We start from the raw sequence: 19,903 nt of genomic DNA, 5'->3' as shown, positions 1-19,903 counted from the left end.
TTTATATATTCTGATAGAATCCGAATCAATATGAAATGTTCTAAATTACAATTTCAGTCCAAAAAACCGCCACGTCGCATCTCCGTGGCGGTTCGATTACGCTGTTATTATGGCGACAGAGCTTTCATAATAAACGTAATGGTTGCCTCGCGCTCTAACTCATCGTCCCAGCCAGAATCATCCCGCATGCCAAAGGTCGCCCTAGTCAAAATATATCCCACGATAATGGAAGCGGTGAGGCGAATAATCGTTCCCATCGGGAGATTGACCAACTTCCCTTCAGCCTGGAATTTGCGAATGACAGCCTCCACGCGCTCTTTAATCTGAGACACGATCACTTTCTGCAGCTGCGCATGCAGCTCAGGGTGAAAGGGGAGCTCTTGCATCACGATTTTGAACAGGCTCACAAAATTCGGGCTTGCTTCATCGTCATTTTGCCGCCGGAAGAACCGGCTGACAGCAATTCTTCTACCGACGGCTCAATCGTATCCGTCATACCTGGCAACTCCTTACCCTAATGAATCCGTGCACACTTCCGTATTCTTATCATAATCCGATAGGTTTGTTAACTTGGCCAGGATGGGCTTGGGATTCTCAATCGCCGCCATTCTTATTACGCACCATCTAGCGGGTATAACGGGGCAATCAACTGCAATATGTCCAGTGGAGATTGAAGCTGATAACGGACATGACCGGATATCTCTTTCTTGCTGCCCCATAACGCCAAAGCAAAATCGATCCCTGCTCCGTGCGCAGCTTCCATATCGTAGCTTGTATCACCAATGTAGATGGCTTTCGTCGGATCCACGCCATATTTCTTGATAAATGCAAGCAATGGTTCTGGATGAGGCTTATGGCGCAGCGTATCATCGGCGCATATCGCATTCGGCACATAGCTGCTTAACCCAAATGGCACAAAGTCGTCGATCAATTCTTGCCGCGTCTTCGAAGTTACAATGCCCGCAGCCATCCCTCTCTCATGAAGCGTCTTGAGCACGTGTTCGATACCTGAAAATACGGTTGTCAGATGCGCATTTTCCTGCAAATATTGATTCCATTTTGCTTGCACTGTGTCAATCTCCTTCACTTCAAGCTTCATCAGCGCGTCACGGCCGGGAATCCCCAATATGAGATGCAACTGCTCGTCTTCATACACCGCCCCAAGCTCTTCATATAACACTTGCTTCAATGATGCGATAAGCGCCTGTTCCGTATCAATCAAAGTACCGTCAACATCAAATATGATGCAATTATACAATTGTACATCCTCCTGTTCCGAAGTCACACTTTACGTAAGATAAGTGTCCCGCTGGCTTTGTCCCATTATATTTGCTAGCATTGAATTTGTATAACGAATATATTGCATGGTAACAATCGGATATTTCGATTCAAAACAAGGGACTTCGAGGGTGAATGCAAGATTGGATGTTGAATTGCCTCTCAAAATACTTCGTGATTAAAAGGGAACTTTTAAACAACCTCTAAAGAGGAGGGATTGAAATGGATATTGAGCAATTGCAAGCTTTCCTTGCTGTAGTAAAGAGCAAGAACTTCACCAGAAGCGCAGAGAGCTTGCATGTGGCGCAATCGACGGTAACGGCAAGAATTAAGACATTAGAGGAGTTAATGGGAACACCTTTACTAATAAGAAACAACAAACACGTAGCTTTAACACCAGCAGGCGTGTCCTTCTTGCCCTATGCCGAGAGAATGATTTCTCTGTATGCGGAAAGTATAGAGGCATTAAAATTGCAAGAAAAGTATTCTGAAAGATTTGTGATCGGGGGACCTACTTCAGCATGGATGTATATATTCGGAGAGCAACTGCGGGAATTCCAGCACAACCATCCCGCTATTGCTTGCGAATTATTGACGCACTCTTCGGAGAATACGTTAGAGAAGGTCATTGACGGTATTATTCATGTGGGTATTACTTATATGAAGCCGCGCCATCCGAGACTGGCGGTGCACCACATCATCGAAGATGATTATGTTTTTGTCGCTCGTCAACCGTTCGGTCGCAAGATCACGATGGATGATTTGCACCGATCGAATTTTGTGCTGAATGACTGGGGCAAGCCGTTTATGGATTGGTTTTACCATGAAATGGGTGAGAGGTATATGCCTGCCTTTAAAATCAATCAGACAACGATTGTGATGAAACGTTGCTTGGAGGAAAATTGGTTTACCCTAATTCCCAAGTCGATCGTTAAGAGTTATGTTGAAAATAAAGAGCTTCATATTTTGGAACACGAATTAACATGGCAGCCTCCTAAGCATAATGTGTACGCGGCAACGTTAAAAATAATTGAAAATTCGAGTCTGGCCGCTTCTATTTCAGAGCTGTTGGCCAGCCTGTACGGTGCCCGGTAAAAGAGGAACTTCGGCAAGCCGTACGTGCAGCCATTCGCAAGGAGTGGCTGCTATTGGTTGTTGAGATTGATGCAGCAACGCATTCAATTGAAGCTTAAGCAAGCTGTCAGCCCTGTCTTAGCATTCATCATGGCCGTATCTCTGTTAGTTGGGTGTACGGGTGGAACGACGCCGCCAACGGTCGGCCAGCAGACCCCGAACCCGGAGCAGAAAACGACACGCGGGTTTGCGTGGCGACGCAGAACTCGCTTTTTTCTTTTCCATGGGTGAGGTCGAAGTGGTCGAAGTTAGTCCCATTGGAACATGTATAGTCAAGTGTACGGACGCGGCGGTTAAACGGCATGTGGACTGTAATTTGTCCAATGGAACGGACCGTTTTTCAGCCATTCGCGCGGATGAAGCGTCAAACCATTGGATCAATTCCAATCAAAGCGACGGTATAGAGATATGCGCTGCTGTTTCATTGGATCAAATCCAATGGATGGGACAAGTGGGCACGCTGACACGCCCAACCCTTCCGCCTTACTTTTTCACGGGGGATGCAGTGAGGTTGACTTATGAGGCGATGTTTTTTATATTTAAACTAAGTATAAAAATGGAGGTTTCCTCATGGCTCGCAAAGGAATGTTAACGATTCCGCGTAAAACGATATATGATATCATATCTCATTCATCAGATCACCCGACCGCGTCGGACGTCATGGATCGTCTCAAGGAACACGGACATAGCTTCGCCTATGCGACGGTATATAATTCTCTCCGGTACTTGACGAAGGAAGGTCTCATTCGCGAGTTGAAGCTGGAAGGAGACGCAAGCCGCTATGATGCGCGCACGGATGATCACCAGCATGTCGTGTGCGTCAAGTGCGGCCGGGTGGAGGAAGTATGCATCTCTAAGCCTAAGGAGTGGTTGGAGCGTATAGCTGAGGAGACAGGTTTCGCTATTACGGAAGAGGAGTTTCTATTTAAAGGAGTGTGTGCGGCGTGCAGCGATTCGAAGAAAACAGTCCAATAAATGATAACGCAACAGGTTCTGCAACGAGCTTCGAAGAGGGGCAGTTCTGCGAGACGACGCGACGGGTCGTCATCGTCAGTCCGTTCCCGGCATCCATTCGTTCACTGTTCGTCGCCCTCACCATCCGCTGTTATGATGTTCTGCTGTTCCATCAGGAACAAGATCCTGTCTTGCTATCGATGAACAGTGACTTAATTATCGTCGATCGGACGCGGACCGTTCCTGCCGATAAGTCGGCTTCCATTCCCGGAAATCATCGTTCCATGCTCCTTCTGCACGGTGAAGGGGAGGATTCAGATACGCAAGGAAAAGAGGTTCTGCTGTGGCCTTGCCCGATCGAAGCCGCCTTGGCCAAGATCGAGGAACTGGTAAGCTCGAATGATTCCCTGCAGCCGATGGAAGGCAATGACCAATTGCGGTTCAAGGATATAGTCGTTGACTTGAAGCGCATTATTGTACTAAAAGCAGGAATGAAAATCGAACTGACCCGAACTGAATTCGATCTGCTCAAAGGGCTCTTGTTAAAAGGCGGCGGCGTGATGACCAGACAGGAAATTATGGAGTTTGTGTGGGGAGAAAATTATTTCGGAGGCAGCAACTCCGTCGACGTTCATATTAAAAGCTTGCGCCAGAAGCTGGGGGATGCCCCCAAAAATCCAAAGTATATCGTTACCGTAAGAGGGATCGGCTATCGAATAGCTGATTAATCTTCATGAACCCTTCATGTATTCTTCATGAAGGGTTCATTTTGTCTTCATCATACCTTCATGATGCAGCGTTGCACCGATGGTATGATGTTTTTGTAAGCAAGATTTATAGAGGTAGTTTAAAAAGTTCCTTTTGATCACGAAGTATATACCTTGAAGTAAATTCGACATCGAATCTTGCATTCACCCTTGAAGTCCGGTGCTCATGTAGTCTTGCCTACACTCCGCTCCTCCTTCTTCGGGTTCTTGCAACCTTCTCGGTGCTGAAAAGGGCCTTTTTAAACACAAACTTATATTTAGTTTAAGTTTAAATCTAAATTGAGATAAATGATGGAGCTGATATCATGTACAAAACAGTAATTGTCGGAACGGGACCTGCTGGACTTACCGCAGCCATTTACTTGGCCCGTGCGAACTTGAATCCTTTAATTATCGAAGGACCGGAACCAGGCGGCCAGTTGACCACGACTACTGAAGTCGAGAACTTCCCCGGCTTCCCTGATGGAATTATGGGGCCGGAATTAATGGACAATATGCGCAAGCAAGCGGAACGCTTTGGAGCTGAATTCCGTTCGGGCTGGGTGAGTCAAACGGATCTGTCTCAACGCCCGTTTACGTTGACGGTTGATGGACTCGGCGAGATCCAGACGGAGACGTTGATTGTATCGACAGGCGCATCCGCCAAATATCTCGGTATTCCCGGAGAGCGGGACAATGTCGGACGGGGTGTCAGCACATGCGCCACTTGTGACGGTTTCTTCTTCCGCAACAAGAAGATTATCGTCATCGGAGGAGGGGATTCGGCGATGGAGGAAGCTAATTTCCTGACACGCTTCGCCTCTGAGGTTGTTCTCGTCAACCGTCGCACTGAGCTGCGCGCTTCGAAAATTATGCAGGAACGCGCGCGCCAAAATGACAAAATTAGCTGGAGCTTGAACCGGACACCGCTTGAAGTAGTAGCAGGAGAACATGGCGTGACTGGTCTGAAGGTAAGAAACAACGATACCGGACAGGAAGAAATCATCGAGACGCAAGGCATCTTCGTGGCAATCGGCCATACACCGAACACGAAGTTCCTCGGCGGTCAGCTGACGACGGACGAGCACGGATATCTGCTGGTCAATCCAGGAACGACGGCAACGAACATTTCAGGCGTATTTGCCTGCGGAGACGTTCAGGATAACCGATATCGTCAGGCCATCAGCGCAGCCGGTACCGGCTGTATGGCGGCACTTGATTGTGAACGATTTCTGGAATCCGTTCATTCGTAATGTACCCTTTTGATGAGGATAAATATTATAGGCTTAATGAAGCTAATAAAGGAGAGAAACCAATGTCCAATAATAAAAAAGTAATCGTCTATTCCAGCACGCATTGCCAATATTGCACGCAAGTAAAAAAATTCCTCAACGAAAAAGGCGTCGAATTCGAAGAACGGAATATCGACAAGGATGAAACGTATGCCGAGGAATTGTGGAATACCGGGATGAGATCCGTACCGGTCACTGTCATCGGTGACGCAAACATTCTTGGTTTCAACCAAATCCAATTGAACAAAGCTCTGGCAGAACTTCAATAAAAATACGAAAATACGAAACGTAAGAGGAGATATCAAATGATGCAACCAACATCCATGACAGCAGCTACGACAATGACGACCGACTATCCGTTTGCCAAAGTAGGCCTTCCTGCGCCTTCCTTCAACCTGCTCTCGACGAAGAATATCGAGACACTCGAAGAGCGTATTTCTTTGGAGGATTATCGCGGGAAATGGCTCGTGTTCTTCTTCTGGCCGTTCGACTTCACGTATGTATGCCCAACCGAAATCGTTGCCTTCAGCGACAGCTACGAGGAGTTCAAACAGCTTGACTGTGAGATTCTCGGCGCCTCCGTCGACAGCATTCATACTCACCGGGCATGGATTCAAACGCCGCGCGACCACAACGGCATCGGTCCGATCAACTATCCGATGGTATCTGACTTCACAAAAGAGGTTGCTCATAGCTATGGCATTCTCGATGAAGAGACGGCAGCTGCGCATCGCGGCTTGTTCATCATCGATCCGGAAGGAATCCTTCGTTACCAAGTGGTGACAGATATGAATGTGGGCCGCAGCGTCGACGAAACGCTGCGCATTTTGCAGGCGCTCCAAGCGGGAGGTCTGTGTCCTGCGAACTGGAGACCCGGCCAGAAGACATTAGGCTGAGGCACATGCGCAATCATGGGAAATCCGCTCCTCCGAGCGGATTTCTTTTCATACGATTATTTCACTTCATAATAATACGAGTTCAAAAAGGTCACTATTTGAACAACCTCGACAACAGGCAGGAGGGTTTTGAATGAACGCAGCAACCTTTGTACTATTTGGAGCTACTGGAGATTTGGCACAGCGCAAAATCTATCCGGCCCTCTTTAACTTATATATAGATCGTAAATTGTCCCCATCGTTTTCCGTCATTGGTCTTGGAAGAACAGAATGGACGGAGTCCGATTTTCGCAGCCGTGTGGAACAATCGATCCGGATATTTTCCAGACGGCCGGCAGTGAATGAGGCCGAGCTGAACGCTTTCTTGGATCTGTTCCGATATTGCCGGCTGAACGTGGCGGTTCCGGAAGATTACGAGCAGCTTCTCGAGCTGGTGCGCAAGCGCGAGCAACAGCTTAGCATTCCCGAGAACCGCATCTTCTACCTGTCAGTCGCTCCGGAATTGTTCGAGACGATTGCGCGGAACATCCAGGAAAGTGGCTTGGGCAGCGTGTCTGGATGGAAGCGTCTCTTGATCGAGAAGCCGTTCGGCAGAGATTTGCAATCGGCCCGCGCCTTGAACGAGCAGTTAAGCAGCGTATTCGCCGAAGAGGAAGTGTTCCGCATCGACCACTATCTCGGCAAGCCAATGATTCAGAACCTGCAAATGTTGGAATACACGAACCCGATCTTGCAGGCGTTATGGAAAAACCAATACGTCGCCAATGTGCAAATCACGGCGAGCGAAACGGTTGGCGTCGAGGAGCGCGCGGCTTACTATGACAAGGCCGGCGCAATTCGCGATATGTTCCAGAACCATATGCTGCAAGTGCTGACGATGTTCGCCATGCAGCTCCCGAGACACAGCACGGCCGAGGACGTCGCCGACAAGAAGAGATCGGTGTTGGCCTCGCTGCGGCAGTTCCACAAGGAAGAAGTTATCCATCATGTAATCCGCGGCCAATATACGTCAGGATACATCGATGGCAAGCCTGTTGCAGGGTACACCGAAGAGCCCGGTATCGGAGCAGCATCTAACAATGATACGTTCATTGCCGCAAGACTGTGGATTGACAATTACTTCTGGAGCGAGGTTCCATTCTATATTCGAACAGGGAAGCGGATGGCGGAGAAATCGACCCGCATCGTCATCGAATTCAAAGATCCGCTCGATAAATATAGCCGGACAAATGAGCCGACCACTCCGAATCTGCTGATCATCGATATCGGCCCGAACGAGGGGATCTCCTTCCAGCTGAATGTGAAAGATGCAAACAACGATTTAAAGACAGAACCGATCCGCGTTCATTATGCCGCCAATCAGGACGATGTCCCTGAAGCGTATGAGAACCTAATCCATAATGCGCTTGTGGGTGATCCAACATTTTTTGCCCGTTGGGATGAAGTGGAGCTGTCCTGGAAATGGGTGCAGCCGATTCTAGAGGCGTTCGAAGATAAGGCCAACAATTTTGTGCCTCTTCACTTGTATGAAGCAGGCAGCGATGGTCCTGAGGCGTCCCGGGGCCTTCTGGAAGAAGACGGCTTTCATTGGTGGCCTGCTCTCGATTCAGATGCAGCAACGGTATCACATATCGTCAACAAAAAAGGAGAAGAGTGCAAATATGAACCCGTCCGTTGAGCAATTAAGCGTTACTACAATTCGAACGTTGTCCATCGATGCGGTGAACCGGGCCAATTCCGGTCATCCCGGCTTGCCGATGGGAGCCGCGCCGATGGCGTACGCTCTCTGGGCTAACCATTTGCAGCACAATCCTGCCAATTCGGGCTGGTTCAATCGCGATCGGTTCGTCTTGTCAGCGGGTCACGGTTCCAGTCTGCTGTACAGCCTGCTGCACTTGTTCGGCTATCAAGTTACGCTGGATGACCTGAAGCAATTCCGGAAGCTGCATAGCAGAACACCGGGCCATCCCGAAGTCGGACATACGGATGGCGTTGAAGCGACGACCGGTCCGCTTGGGCAAGGCATCTCCTCCGCGGTTGGCATGGCAATGGCAGAGGCGCATCTGGCTGCAAAGTTCAATCGCGAAGGCTTTCCGGTTATCGACCACTATACTTATGCGCTGGCAGGAGACGGTGACCTTATGGAAGGGGTATCGTACGAGGCGATGTCGATGGCCGGTCATATGAAGCTCGGCAAGTTGATTGTTCTGTATGATTCCAATGACATTTCGCTGGACGGAACATTGAACCTTTCATTCTCGGAAAATATAGAAAAACGGATGGAGTCTGCAAACTGGCACTATATCCGGATCGAGGACGGCAATGATGTGGCTGCGATTACGGAGGCGATTGCAGCGGCCAAGCAGCATACGGCTCAGCCGACATTGATCGAAATCCGCACGATTATCGGATATGGCAGCCCGAAGGTCGCCGGAACGAACAAAGCGCACGGCAATCCGCTCGGCGCTGAGGAAGCACAAGCGACCAAGGCTGCATACGGCTGGCAATACGAAGAAGACTTCTTCGTGCCGGACGAGGTTAAGGCCCATTTCGAAGAGAAGCAGCGAGCAGGTGCGGAGAAGGAAGCGGCATGGCAGCAATTGATGGCTTCCTATAAAGTGGAACATCCCGCCTTGCACGATGAATTGGAGAATGCCATCGCTGGTAAGGCAGGAATCGCTCCGCAGCACATTTTGACCTTTGAACCGGGGACAATGGTATCCACCCGTGTCGCAAGCGGGGAAGCGATCAATCATTACGTATCGATCGTGCCATCCCTATTCGGGGGAAGCGCGGATCTGTCTCATTCTACCATGACAGACATTCGCGAGGAGCAGAAGTTCGCGGTTGAATCGTACGCAGGCCGCAATGTTTACTTCGGAGTCCGGGAGCATGCCATGGGAGCGGCCGCCAACGGTCTCGCGCTGCACGGCGGCGTGAAGCCGTTCGTGAGCACATTTTTCGTCTTCAACGATTATTTGCGCCCGACTATCCGTCTGGCGGCGTTGCAGAAGCTGCCAGTCGTGTACGTGTTCACGCATGATTCCATCGCCGTCGGCGAGGACGGGCCTACGCACGAGCCGATCGAACAGTTGGCTGCTCTGCGCGCTATCCCGGGGCTGACGGTCATTCGCCCAAGCGATGCGAACGAGACGGCTAGCGCTTGGGCATATGCGTTGCAGCAAATGGACGGTCCGGTTGCACTCGTATTGAGCCGCCAGAACTTGCCGGTGCTTGAAGCTACGACCGCGAATGTGAATGCCCTGGCCAAAGGCGCTTACGTCTTAGCCGAGACGAATGACAATCCAGAGCTTATTCTTATCGGGACAGGTTCCGAGGTGGCCATTGCGGTGCAGACGAAGGCCGAACTGGAGCGCGAAGGTGTCTCCGTCCGCGTCGTGGCCATGCCGAGCTGGGAATTGTTTGAACGCCAATCCGCTGACTATAAGCAAACGGTGCTGCCTCCATCCGTGACAGCACGGATAGCGATGGAAGCCGGTATTTCGATGGGATGGGAAAGATATGCAGGCTCACAGGGCAACGTGCTCTCGATCGACACGTTCGGCGCTTCCGGACCGGGACATGAAGTGATGGAGCATTTCGGATTCACGGTCGAGAACGCCGTACGCATCGCGAAGCAGCTTTTGAACGTTTGAAAGTCCGAAATATACGACATGCTAACATGCAGAAAGGCTATAACCTGCTACGCATCATCCTTGAAGTCAATGCATCATGAGAGTCGGGTTAATCGGTTTAGGTAAAATGGGACTCAATCTGGGTTCAAAATGTATTGGAACGATAGATTTCGGAATGGATTAACAAATACACCACTTTCCCGTAAATGGGAGGTGGTGTTTGTTATTATTCGCTTGAATCATGCGGCATATTGCAGCAAAAGGAATGTTCATGACGGGATTCGGCATACAATCTGATGACCCTTAGTGGCGGTCAGAGAAAGGAGGAGGAATTCGGTATGAGCGTCAATCACACTGATTACTTGCACGAAATAACCGGCTCACTCCCGCCCGGAGCAGAAATTGCACTATTGCCGAATAACCGACCGGCATATATCGTTGCTGATGTAGACGGAGACGGCCAGAATGAGATCGTCGCCGTATATAAAGACCAAGAACAATTATATGTCACGATATTGAAGCAATCTGACGGCACTTGGAGAAGGTCGGCGGTCATAAAGGGGAATGGTTATAACGTAACGAACTTGTTGGCGGCGCCGGTTACAGGAAGTAATGCCCATAATATTATCATGGGGTGGCAGATTGGAAGCATATGGTCGGAATTGGATGGGTTGCAATGGACGCCACACGGTTTTCAACACCTGTTTCCTAAGGGAATCTATTTCAGCAAGCTCGAGGTCGAAGATATGCCTGGCAAGCACGGAAAGGACGGAAAAGCTGAAATCGCGTTATGGGAACATGATACAGGAGATGCGTATACAGTTGAAATTTACCGTTGGAGCCCGGCAGGACTGATTCCGGCTAAGGATGTATACCCTTATTACTTCAGACGGGTAGCAGCTTATTACGAAACATTAGTGAAGGAGCATCCAAGCTTCTCATTTTATTGGTACTATCTTGCCGACGCGCAGGCCAAGGCAGGCATGCCAAATTTAGCGTTGAAATCGATTGAGCATGCGCTCAGTCTTCCTCATCCTTATCCATCGAAAGAGAAGTTGCTTCAGCTGAAGCAGGAGCTTGAGCATACTCAATCGAAGCCCAAGGCCGATGCCAAAGGCATTAACAGCCTGATACTCGATATGAAGCATGGAGACGTGAACGGAGATAGGGTGCCGGATCGGGTCTTTTTGACGGGAAACAAACCTTTCGGAGCAGGAAGTCCATTTTTCGATAATATTGACCTATTCGTGCAAGACGGCCATACCAAAAACATTACAAAAATCCCTCTTGCCGCAAATGCCGGATACAATCCGACGATATTTTTAGGGGATTTTACCGGTGATAAAGTGGACGACATTTTTATTGTAATCGATGCTGGAGGAAGCGGCGGCATCATATACGCTAATCTATATTCCTTTAAGAATGATCATTTTCAACGTATATTTGATTCTGAAATCTACAACAAAACGAAAGAGAACTACGATGTCGTATATAAAGACAACTTCAAAGTGGATGTCATCAATCGTCAGATGAGCACCAAGTATACAATTGATATCGCGTATAAAGGTGCCGATTATTTGGCATCCATTTATGATCAAAATGGAAAACTGATAAAACCAATGACAGGAGAAGTAGGTAATGTAGGCGGGCTGTATCCGATTGATTACGAACGAAACGGTACTTACGATTTGACTGCCGCTCAAAACATTATTGGTCAGTATGAAGCAGATCGGTTGGGAATACTCGAGACCGTCCTGCATTGGAATGGAACGAGCTTTACCCCGATTAGACAGTTCGTTCAAATATATGGAGCAGAGCTGCAAGCCGGCGAGAAGCAAACCCCCCTTGGAAATGAAGCATTCCGCAACCTAATGATCCACAAAATAAGACCCGGCCATTATGTCGTGAAAGGCGAAGCCCGAGTATATGAGGGGACCGTACAATTTGAAGTTATGGAAAATTCGAAGCCGATTATTAAGTCATTTACTACTGCAAGTGCTGGAGGTCCAGACTGGGGCAAGTTTGAAATACAGATCAACTTTGAAGAAAAACCGCAATCATCGGTAGCGCTCATTCTGTATGAAGAGAATCCGTCGGAGGAAGGCCCGAAACAGTTACATAAGCTTATGGTGCCTTTACATTAATGATTGAAGTATTGTCATAACCAATCGAGCCTTGTGTTCGGTTGGTTTTTTGGCTTGGTCGCAGTAGCCCAACATCCAATGGATGAGACAAGGAGGGGCGATAAAGGTGCGGCTCTGTTACAATGAAAATGTTGAACATGAGGGAGGCTCGTATTATGAAAGACAATTGGGAAAGAACGGAAGCTCCTGTAGCACTTAACTTGCTTGAAATCGAGGCGCTGGTCGGCCCCTTATTTAACAGCAAACGACTGACTGCTGCAACACGAATTAGCGAAGGATACAGCAATACCAACTATAAGATCCAACTTGACGGAATAGATAAGCCCTACGTGCTTCGCTTATATAGGGGAGGCGAAGAGGTGGCGGACAAAGAACTTGCAATTTCCCGGTTCGTTCAGGACACCGTCCCTGTCCCGCATATTCTGTGTGCCGATATGAGCTGCACCAGATTCGAGAGGCCGTGGGCCGTACTCGAGTGGAAAGAAGGGGCGCTTTTGCGAGATGTGCTAAGAGAAGGCGCTGCCGAAGATGTCATTGCGACAGCGGCTTCCGTCGGCAGCAGCCTCGCCCAAATTCATGCCCATTCCTTTCCCGTAGCCGGATTTTTCGGTAAAAATCTCGATGTAACTCACTCTTTTAGGATGGATTCCGATCATTTTCTTGCTTTTATCGAGGATAGTCTTTTTGTAAAGAAATCTGGGTATTGGCTTGGGGAGGAGCTTGCGCAAGCTCTGTGGTCATTCAGCCAGCGATATGGTCCGCAGTTATCGGAGCAACTGGAAGCACCAGTTCTTGTCCATTCCGATTTTAACGGATTAAATATACTTATCCAGCAATCGCGAGGCTGCACCGTGTCGGCAGTATTGGATTGGGAATTCGCTTTTTCCGGAAGCCGGCTTGTGGATATCGCCAACATGTTACGCTATGAAGAGAACGACTCTACGTTTGAGCGCCATTTTATTCGCTCGTATGTGCAATCCGGCGGAGTTCTTCCTTCCAACTGGAAGCTGCTGTCTAAGTTAGAAGATCTAATTGCCTTATGTGATATGCTGAATCATTCGACGGCAGAGGCGCCAAACCGAGTGCTTGATTTAAAGCGGTTAGTCACTAAGACATTGCATGAATATGCGCCTTTTTGACGACTTTAGCGGAAACTGCAAGATTCGCGCCCTGTTTTTGCCACGGCCAAGACTATTAAACATGCTTTAAGAATCGGAGGATGGGCCTTAGAACCTTTTCTCAAACTATTTAACAAAGAGATGGCTAAAAACGTAAGAAAGTATTCATCGAAAATGGCTGATGCGCTTGACTCTATTGAGAAATGGACAGAAGGGGCAATAGTGAAAGCAGCAGTTGCGGTTAAAGTTCCAAAAGATGTTGCTGAGGCAATTGCAAAAGTAATTATGACATTTATTAGCCACATCATAACGAGAGAGGTAAAAAATGAAAAGAAAAAAGGAAATGTTAAAAGAGATAATTCCCATCATTATTGTAAGTATTTTATTGCTTTCTATACTGATTGGAGTTGTTTGTTTTTTTCTTTTTTTTAATATCGGCATTTTCGAATTATTAGGAGTCGAATATGAATCATGGACGTCGATATTAATGTTTTTTGGTTTTTCATTGATTGCCGATGCTATTGTCAATGTGATTTTAATATTTTTTAAAGCTAGATACTTTCATAAAACCGGGCGAATTGTCAAGAAGCGGCACGCCGCCATTTTTCGGATTTTACTCGACTTTTCTGCTATTCATATTATTGATGAATTGATGACCTCGGTTCACTTCTCTATTCTTTCTGAGATTGGTTTTGTGCTCATTATATATCTGATTGATACATCCATATCTTCGAGCAAACGCGAGTCAGATAAACCAAGAAATGAATAAGCTGCATGAGTTGAAGATCTCTGCCGTACCTGCTTATTTTCCCGCCCCTGCTTCGTATGTAGATCCTGTATCCGTATCTTGTTTTTAGTGGCTCGAGCCAGTAGTTTAAATGCTCTCACTTCGTTTTTTTCGAGTTTTGCAAGAAATTCCGTAGGAGAATAGCCGTACAATTATTTTGGAAGAAAAGAAGGAGCGGATATCGCCAGCCCGTTCAATTATAGGGGATTTATGCATTTTTTGAAGCCGCGTATCTTTTTCAATCGTTCATACGTTTACTTAGTGTAAATGATGGACTTAGCAAAGGAGGGCCCTTTCCATGGCCTTTGTGAAATCCGATTTCCAATCATCCGAAGCTGAGGTGCATGCTGCTCTTATTGGGGCGCTCCCTTCGCTCCGGAACTATTGTCTATCCCTGACTGCTTCGAAGTGGGAAGCGGAGGATCTCGTTCAGGAAGCTTGCCTCAAGGCGTTGCCGGCTTTACGCCGAACAGGCGGCGAATCAGTTCATCCCGAAGCTTACTTGCTGCGGACAGCCAAGCATGCCTGGATTGACCGCATCCGCAAGGAGCGTGCCGCTAAGCGGCTTCAAGACGCGACGGAACTTCCGATTGAGTCAGGCGTCGATACCCGACTGGAGCTGGAGTCCGCGTTGTGGATTATGCTCAAGCACTTGTCGCCGCTGCAGCGGACCGTATTTCTGCTGAGGGTGGCGTTCGGATACACATCAGCCGATACCGCAACACTGCTCAACACTACGGAAGGAGCAATTAAGTCAGCGCTTCATCGTGCCCGCACAGTGCTTGGATCCTTCGGCGACTCCGAAGCCGAACGGCTTCCCGACCCCTGGGATCAGGACGCGGAACAAGAGCTGTTGAAAGCTTATCTGTCCGCATTTCGCAATGGTGATGCGAACCGGCTCGTCGCTTTGGGAATGAACGATATCATCGAGCCTGTTGTATGCATAGGGACAGTGCTCGAGCACCGCGCCCGCCGCAGTCAGGGAATGGGGACAAACACCGTCTACAGCTTCTATTCCATGTTGGCGGCATAATGAAAGGAGAAGCGTCCCATGAATTTAGTACCGTATGTGGTAGAGCAGACCAGCCGGGGAGAGCGCAGCTACGATATTTATTCCCGGCTCTTAAGCGACAGAATCGTCATGGTATCCGGAGAAATTGAAGATCAGATGGCCAATTCGATTGTGGCTCAGCTGCTGTTTTTAGCCGCAGAGAACCCCGAAAAGGATATTCAAATGTACATTAATAGTCCGGGAGGCTCGGTGACCTCCGGTTTCTCCATTTATGATACGATGCGCTTCATTAAGCCTGATGTATCTACAATCTGCATAGGGATGGCGGCAAGCTTTGGCGCCGTTCTGCTCGCGGGAGGCGCGAAGGGCAAGCGGCTGTCGCTCGCGAACAGCGAGGTGATGATTCACCAGCCACTCGGCGGGGTGCGTGGGCAGGCGGCTGACATCCAGATTCATGCTGATTGGATCATAAAGACCCGGCACAAGATTAATCGCGTCCTCTCTGAGCATACCGGCCAGCCAATCGCACGGATTGAGCAGGATACGGACCGCGATCGATTTTTGGATGCGGAGGAGGCTGTAAAATACGGGTTGATCGACCGGATCGTCCAGTAATAAAGGTATAACACAACCGAAAAACCAATCGAACTCGATATTGTTCGATTGGTTTTTTTGTGCGTTGTTTTGGACTAGTGCGGATTTATGGAATAATCATGCAAATAAGCATTGCTTTTTAGAGTAAATATAATTACTATATAAAGTAACAAAGGAGGGAGTATAAGTGAGTGAGCATTTACAGTTGAATGTTCCATTGCTGCGGCGGCGGGTTCCGAATCTGACCGTAGCGGCCAAGGCAGCCGGGTTGAGGCCAGCTACCGTATCGAACCTGTGTACCGGCAAAATACCCGTTGGGCGAGCGGAAGTCCGAACGTTGGTTACTCTCGCCGCGCTTGCCGGCTGTACATTAGATGAATTGATCATTCGGGGGAGTGGGATGGGCATGATCGAGACAGGCGTAAAAACGTTGGATTTGTTCGCTCCGCTTGTGCGGGGCGGTACGGTCGGTCTGGTCGCGCGGCCAGGGATGGGACAGCTGGTCGTCCTGGCGGAAATCTTCCATCGGCTTCGCCAGCGCGGGTTCACAGCCGTGTTCTGGATGCCCGCGGATGAAAGCGCCGGGGTTAGCGATGCGGTCGATGCGGCCGATATTACATGCAGGTCGATGGATGAGGTGTGTGAGCATATCTCGAGCTTGCGTGACGAACGGGATGTCATTCTCGGAGCCGACCGCGAAGTAGTGCTGTCGGGAGAACTGCTGGCTTTGCAGGAGCGGCTGCAAGGACCGGGAGAACGGCCGGTCACGATTACGCTCGTGGATACTCGCGGTGAGTCCGTCGACGCCGAGCTGCCATATGGACCGCTCGATACACTATGGCGGTTCGACATGGGGCTGTCGAGCCGCAGATTATTTCCTGCGGTGGACCCGATTGCTTCCACTTCTACGATTTTGGAGGGGGCCCAGCTAGAGGCGACCCACTTGACGGTTCAACAACGCGCGCGGAAGCTGCTGCGCCGTTATCGGGAATTGCACGCGCTCGTCACTGTGCACGGATTGGAGCATATCCCAGACAACGAAGTCGAGACGTATCGCCGCGGAGAGCGATTGGAAGCCTTTCTCACCCAGCCGTTCTATATCGCGGAGCCTTATACGAACAAGAAGGCCGAATGGATATCGCTGCAGGTTACGCTGGAAGACGTGCGGCGCATCTTGGATGGCGGCGCAGACGATTACGAGGCAGGCAAATTAATGTACATCGGTCGTTTGGGCGCGGATGGAAGCTCATAAGGTCAAAGGATGGAATAATACGGCAAGGGACAAGGAGATTTGAGGCATAGACGGCAGCTTGAAAGGTTGAATCGATTATAGAATGAGGTGATTGAAGTGCAGCCTGATTACTATTCCGCACAGAAACAGATCGAGATGGAACAGGCCGCTATCGAGCTGGAAGCGCGAACGATGTGGATGCGGCCGAAGCAGAGCGCGGCAGGAACGCAGCTGGGTGAAGTGCACGATAAAGCGATGCGCGTGCTCGTTGAATTGCTCGATTCCGAGCACGAGGAGCATCGACTGCGCGCCGCGGAAACGATTATGCGGCTTTCGGGAACCAAGAGGCAGCGGTACCGGTTTGGATTATAATCGAATTGTAAGTACTGCTGAGCCTGACGGTATTATTGCCGCCAGGTTCTTTTTCAATCCCCAAAGTTGAGAGGATGTACTGACTTGACAAGAGTATGAAAATATAATATCTTTAATTCAAGATAATTAAAGTAAAGACTTTATCCGGGAGGTGACATGGAATGAACCGTACGATGGATAATGACCAGGCCGTTTCGCTTAAGCTGTTCGTCGTCCTTTCCAAAGTCTATCGGACCCTCATGGATCATGAGGTTTATGATATGAAACGTAATGGCGCCAGGAAGACCGCAGAGTCATTCATGCCGAGAGTTCAATAAGGATAGTCTCACAATCCTATTTAGCAGCGGAACTTTTTTGGAATGATATCTCGAAATGAAGATAATAAGCATCGAACTAATAGGTAAATGATTATGACGTTTTTAGGATAGGATACGGTTCGAAATCGGACTATATTGGTGAACGATAAAGGAGAGAACACATATGACATTGCAAACTGCAGGAATTCATCATATTACGGCCTTTGCAAGAGATCCGCAAGCAAACGTCGACTTTTACGCTGGAGTGCTTGGTCTGCGGCTCGTCAAGAAAACGATTAATTTCGATGCTCCTGAAGTATACCACCTTTACTTCGGCGATCATGCGGGAAGCCCAGGCACGATCATTACATTTTTCCCATGGCCTAATTCGCGTAAAGGACGTATCGGTGGCGGTCAAGTGGGAATTACGACGTATGTCGTACCCCCAGGCTCGCTTCGTTTTTGGGAAGATCGCTTGAAGCGCTTCGGAATTTCGGTCATGAAAGCGACAAGGTTTGCGGAAGATTATCTTCAATTCTCGGACAATGAAGGGCTGCGGCTCGAACTCGTCGAACGACAAGCAGGTCCACATAGCGAGTGGACATTTGGTGGCATTCCGACCGACAAGGCGATTAAAGGGTTTGGCGGTGCCGTGTTATTCAGCACGAATACAGAGAAGACGATAGATACACTCGAAAATATACTTGGATTAAAAAAAGTCGGAGAAGACGTCCAATATGTTCGTTTTCAGGCTGCAGGCGATCTTGGCAACCTCATTGATGTGCCACTGACTAGCTTGGAGGCTGGAAATGGGGGTGCAGGCACCGTACACCATATTGCATGGCGCGCGAAAGACTTTGCGGAGCACGAGGAATGGAGAAACATAGTAGAGCATAACAACTATCAATCGACGCCGATAATTGATCGTCAATATTTCAATGCCATCTATTTTCGGGAAGGAGGCGGCATCTTATTCGAAATTGCGACGGATCCGCCAGGTTTTGCGCGCGATGAAGACGCAGACGCGTTAGGCGAGAAATTGATGCTGCCAAAATGGTTTGAACCGCATCGCTCTGCAATTGAAGCAAACTTGCATCCGATCCAAGTACGTACATTGGAGGAGGGGAAATAATGAAGCATATTTTCGAAAAGGGTGCCGATTCAAAGGCGCCGACGCTAGTTCTATTTCACGGAACCGGAGGAACGGAGCAAGATTTGCTGCCGCTCGCCAATATCATTTCGCCTGAATCCTCAGTGCTCAGTCTCCGGGGCAATGTACTGGAACATGGGATGCCACGTTTTTTTAAACGGTTGGCCGAAGGCGTCTTCGATGAGGAAGATCTGATCTTCCGGACAAAAGAAGTGTACGATTTCTTGGAGCAGGCTGCTGATGAATATTCACTCGACAGAACGAACCTGGTTGCCGTCGGTTACTCCAACGGGGCTAATATTGCAGGCAGCCTGCTATTTCATTATAAAGCTGCATGGAAGGGCGCCATTCTCCATCATCCCATGGTTCCACGGAGAGGCATAGAGCTTCCTGGCTTATCAGACACCCCTATCTTTATTGGGGCGGGCACAAATGACCCGATTTGTTCGCCTCAGGAAACAGAAGAGCTTAACAAGCTGCTCAGCGAAGCGGGTGCATCGGTTGCCATCCATTGGGAGCACTTCGGCCATCAATTGACAGCTTCGGAGGCGGCAGCAGCAGCGACTTGGTTTCGGGAACAATTTTTGAAATAATTGCGCAGGGTGAACAGGAGGATAGATATGATATCGATTGATCCGGCAATGCAAAGCGAACGGGATAATTATAAGCTGCTCATCGGCAGTGTAATTCCGAGACCCATTGCTTTCGTAACGACGCTCTCGCAGGATGGAGTATTAAATGCCGCACCGTTCAGCTATTTCTCGATCGTCTCGAGTACGCCGCCGATGCTGTCGGTATCGGTGCAACGCAAAAACGGAGTCATGAAGGATACAGCCAGAAATGCAATCGAGATGGGGGCGCTTGTCATTCACATCGTGGATGAAGCCGCCATTGCGGCCGTAAACGAAACGGCGGCCAACTTGCCACCGCATGAGAGCGAAGTCGAGTTAGCCGGTTTAACGCCGGTTGCAAGCGAAACGATTGCCGTCCCGGGCATCGCTGAAGCGAAGGTCAGAATGGAATGTGTGTTGGAAAGGTCCATACCGCTCGGGGGAACTGGCGAAATACCGACCTGCGATTTGCTTATCGCTCGTGTCGTTCGCTTCCAGATCGCGGATGACATTTATGACAATGGCCGTATTGATCCCGAAAAGTTAAATCCGGTCAGCCGTTTGGCAGGAAGCTATTATTCCACATTAGGAAAGCTGTTTTCGATAGAGCGTCCACAATAGTGGAGTGCAATTAAGCCATAACCTCCATTGGT

Annotated in this window: 23 protein-coding genes; 21 read left to right on the top strand and 2 right to left on the bottom strand. The window is 49.0% G+C overall.

Going from position 1 to position 19,903, the window contains the following annotated elements:
* Positions 1–107: 107 nt before the first annotated feature.
* Complete coding sequence (locus tag A372_RS34130; protein WP_019422102.1) at positions 108–407, bottom strand: hypothetical protein; 300 nt, start codon at positions 405–407, stop codon at positions 108–110.
* Between the two features lie 206 nt (positions 408–613).
* Positions 614–1,258, bottom strand: a complete 645-nt coding sequence (locus A372_RS0117085) for an HAD family hydrolase (protein ID WP_019422100.1) — start codon at positions 1,256–1,258, stop codon at positions 614–616.
* Positions 1,259–1,500: 242 nt separating this feature from the next.
* On the opposite strand from A372_RS0117085, the gene A372_RS0117080 reads away from it, so the two are divergent.
* From A372_RS0117080 to A372_RS0116980, 21 genes are all read left to right on the top strand, one after another.
* A complete protein-coding gene (locus A372_RS0117080) occupies positions 1,501–2,373 on the top strand; it encodes a LysR family transcriptional regulator (RefSeq protein ID WP_019422099.1) in 873 nt (290 codons plus the stop codon).
* Positions 2,374–2,430: 57 nt separating this feature from the next.
* Positions 2,431–2,643, top strand: a complete 213-nt coding sequence (locus tag A372_RS0117075; protein ID WP_019422098.1) for a hypothetical protein — start codon at positions 2,431–2,433, stop codon at positions 2,641–2,643.
* A 339-nt stretch (positions 2,644–2,982) separates the two neighbouring features.
* Positions 2,983–3,387 (top strand): Fur family transcriptional regulator, encoded by a 405-nt coding sequence (locus tag A372_RS0117065; protein WP_019422096.1) that lies wholly within the window; start codon positions 2,983–2,985, stop codon positions 3,385–3,387.
* Entirely contained in the window at positions 3,357–4,094 is a 738-nt protein-coding gene (locus A372_RS0117060; RefSeq protein ID WP_019422095.1) for a winged helix-turn-helix domain-containing protein, read from the top strand. Before A372_RS0117065 ends, A372_RS0117060 begins: the two co-directional genes overlap by 31 nt.
* Before the next feature lie 344 nt (positions 4,095–4,438).
* Positions 4,439–5,365, top strand: coding sequence for a thioredoxin-disulfide reductase (gene trxB / locus A372_RS0117055; protein ID WP_019422094.1), 927 nt, complete (start codon positions 4,439–4,441; stop codon positions 5,363–5,365).
* Between the two features lie 62 nt (positions 5,366–5,427).
* The gene (locus A372_RS0117050; RefSeq protein ID WP_019422093.1) at positions 5,428–5,673 is read left to right on the top strand and encodes a glutaredoxin family protein; all 246 of its coding nucleotides are present in this window, start codon (positions 5,428–5,430) and stop codon (positions 5,671–5,673) included.
* Positions 5,674–5,712: 39 nt separating this feature from the next.
* Positions 5,713–6,300, top strand: a complete 588-nt coding sequence (locus tag A372_RS0117045) for a peroxiredoxin (RefSeq protein ID WP_237728549.1) — start codon at positions 5,713–5,715, stop codon at positions 6,298–6,300.
* Between the two features lie 133 nt (positions 6,301–6,433).
* Positions 6,434–7,978: a glucose-6-phosphate dehydrogenase gene (gene zwf, locus A372_RS0117040; protein ID WP_019422091.1), complete on the top strand. Its 1,545-nt coding sequence runs from the start codon at positions 6,434–6,436 to the stop codon at positions 7,976–7,978.
* Complete coding sequence (gene tkt / locus A372_RS0117035; RefSeq protein ID WP_019422090.1) at positions 7,962–9,956, top strand: transketolase; 1,995 nt, start codon at positions 7,962–7,964, stop codon at positions 9,954–9,956. Before zwf ends, tkt begins: the two co-directional genes overlap by 17 nt.
* Before the next feature lie 317 nt (positions 9,957–10,273).
* The gene (locus A372_RS37985; protein WP_019422089.1) at positions 10,274–12,079 is read left to right on the top strand and encodes a Gmad2 immunoglobulin-like domain-containing protein; all 1,806 of its coding nucleotides are present in this window, start codon (positions 10,274–10,276) and stop codon (positions 12,077–12,079) included.
* Positions 12,080–12,234: 155 nt separating this feature from the next.
* Positions 12,235–13,218 carry a phosphotransferase family protein gene (locus A372_RS0117025; RefSeq protein WP_019422088.1) on the top strand — a complete coding sequence of 328 codons (984 nt, stop codon included), beginning with the start codon at positions 12,235–12,237 and terminating at the stop codon, positions 13,216–13,218.
* A 153-nt stretch (positions 13,219–13,371) separates the two neighbouring features.
* Positions 13,372–13,629 (top strand): hypothetical protein, encoded by a 258-nt coding sequence (locus tag A372_RS37980; protein ID WP_192813619.1) that lies wholly within the window; start codon positions 13,372–13,374, stop codon positions 13,627–13,629.
* Positions 13,523–13,966, top strand: a complete 444-nt coding sequence (locus tag A372_RS39595) for a YrvL family regulatory protein (RefSeq protein ID WP_019422087.1) — start codon at positions 13,523–13,525, stop codon at positions 13,964–13,966. The genes A372_RS37980 and A372_RS39595 overlap by 107 nt, the downstream gene beginning before the upstream one ends.
* A 316-nt stretch (positions 13,967–14,282) precedes the next feature.
* Positions 14,283–15,017, top strand: a complete 735-nt coding sequence (locus A372_RS0117015) for an RNA polymerase sigma factor (RefSeq protein WP_019422086.1) — start codon at positions 14,283–14,285, stop codon at positions 15,015–15,017.
* Between the two features lie 18 nt (positions 15,018–15,035).
* Positions 15,036–15,611: an ATP-dependent Clp endopeptidase proteolytic subunit ClpP gene (clpP, locus tag A372_RS0117010; RefSeq protein ID WP_019422085.1), complete on the top strand. Its 576-nt coding sequence runs from the start codon at positions 15,036–15,038 to the stop codon at positions 15,609–15,611.
* Positions 15,612–15,777: 166 nt separating this feature from the next.
* A complete protein-coding gene (locus A372_RS0117005) occupies positions 15,778–16,842 on the top strand; it encodes a hypothetical protein (protein ID WP_019422084.1) in 1,065 nt (354 codons plus the stop codon).
* A 96-nt stretch (positions 16,843–16,938) separates the two neighbouring features.
* On the top strand, positions 16,939–17,193 hold the full coding sequence (locus tag A372_RS0117000; RefSeq protein ID WP_019422083.1) for a hypothetical protein: 255 nt from the start codon (positions 16,939–16,941) through the stop codon (positions 17,191–17,193).
* A gap of 161 nt (positions 17,194–17,354) precedes the next feature.
* Positions 17,355–17,510: a hypothetical protein gene (locus A372_RS37430; protein WP_019422082.1), complete on the top strand. Its 156-nt coding sequence runs from the start codon at positions 17,355–17,357 to the stop codon at positions 17,508–17,510.
* Between the two features lie 163 nt (positions 17,511–17,673).
* Complete coding sequence (locus A372_RS0116990; protein ID WP_019422081.1) at positions 17,674–18,621, top strand: ring-cleaving dioxygenase; 948 nt, start codon at positions 17,674–17,676, stop codon at positions 18,619–18,621.
* A complete protein-coding gene (locus tag A372_RS0116985) occupies positions 18,621–19,232 on the top strand; it encodes an alpha/beta hydrolase (protein ID WP_019422080.1) in 612 nt (203 codons plus the stop codon). The genes A372_RS0116990 and A372_RS0116985 overlap by 1 nt, the downstream gene beginning before the upstream one ends.
* A 27-nt stretch (positions 19,233–19,259) precedes the next feature.
* A complete protein-coding gene (locus tag A372_RS0116980; protein ID WP_019422079.1) occupies positions 19,260–19,871 on the top strand; it encodes a flavin reductase family protein in 612 nt (203 codons plus the stop codon).
* The last annotated feature ends 32 nt before the right edge of the window (positions 19,872–19,903 follow it).

This window comes from Paenibacillus sp. OSY-SE, from assembly GCF_000283315.1.
Classification (GTDB): domain Bacteria; phylum Bacillota; class Bacilli; order Paenibacillales; family Paenibacillaceae; genus Paenibacillus_B; species Paenibacillus_B profundus.
Note: the sequence above shows the minus strand (reverse complement) of the source record. Positions and strands in the feature narration are given on the sequence as shown.

Excerpts from the sequence above, each read along its gene's own strand:
- trxB (WP_019422094.1), top strand. The coding sequence starts at position 4,439 with ATGTACAAAACAGTAATTGTCGGAACGGGACCTGCTGGACTTACCGCA.
- A372_RS0116985 (WP_019422080.1), top strand. The coding sequence starts at position 18,621 with ATGAAGCATATTTTCGAAAAGGGTGCCGATTCAAAGGCGCCGACGCTA.
- A372_RS0117050 (WP_019422093.1), top strand. The coding sequence starts at position 5,428 with ATGTCCAATAATAAAAAAGTAATCGTCTATTCCAGCACGCATTGCCAA.
- A372_RS0116980 (WP_019422079.1), top strand. The coding sequence starts at position 19,260 with ATGATATCGATTGATCCGGCAATGCAAAGCGAACGGGATAATTATAAG.
- A372_RS37980 (WP_192813619.1), top strand. The coding sequence starts at position 13,372 with ATGGCTGATGCGCTTGACTCTATTGAGAAATGGACAGAAGGGGCAATA.
- A372_RS0117065 (WP_019422096.1), top strand. The coding sequence starts at position 2,983 with ATGGCTCGCAAAGGAATGTTAACGATTCCGCGTAAAACGATATATGAT.
- A372_RS0117080 (WP_019422099.1), top strand. The coding sequence starts at position 1,501 with ATGGATATTGAGCAATTGCAAGCTTTCCTTGCTGTAGTAAAGAGCAAG.
- A372_RS0117045 (WP_237728549.1), top strand. The coding sequence starts at position 5,713 with ATGCAACCAACATCCATGACAGCAGCTACGACAATGACGACCGACTAT.
- zwf (WP_019422091.1), top strand. The coding sequence starts at position 6,434 with ATGAACGCAGCAACCTTTGTACTATTTGGAGCTACTGGAGATTTGGCA.
- A372_RS39595 (WP_019422087.1), top strand. The coding sequence starts at position 13,523 with ATGAAAAGAAAAAAGGAAATGTTAAAAGAGATAATTCCCATCATTATT.
- A372_RS0116990 (WP_019422081.1), top strand. The coding sequence starts at position 17,674 with ATGACATTGCAAACTGCAGGAATTCATCATATTACGGCCTTTGCAAGA.
- A372_RS37430 (WP_019422082.1), top strand. The coding sequence starts at position 17,355 with ATGAACCGTACGATGGATAATGACCAGGCCGTTTCGCTTAAGCTGTTC.
- tkt (WP_019422090.1), top strand. The coding sequence starts at position 7,962 with ATGAACCCGTCCGTTGAGCAATTAAGCGTTACTACAATTCGAACGTTG.
- A372_RS0117025 (WP_019422088.1), top strand. The coding sequence starts at position 12,235 with ATGAAAGACAATTGGGAAAGAACGGAAGCTCCTGTAGCACTTAACTTG.
- A372_RS37985 (WP_019422089.1), top strand. The coding sequence starts at position 10,274 with ATGAGCGTCAATCACACTGATTACTTGCACGAAATAACCGGCTCACTC.
- clpP (WP_019422085.1), top strand. The coding sequence starts at position 15,036 with ATGAATTTAGTACCGTATGTGGTAGAGCAGACCAGCCGGGGAGAGCGC.
- A372_RS0117015 (WP_019422086.1), top strand. The coding sequence starts at position 14,283 with ATGGCCTTTGTGAAATCCGATTTCCAATCATCCGAAGCTGAGGTGCAT.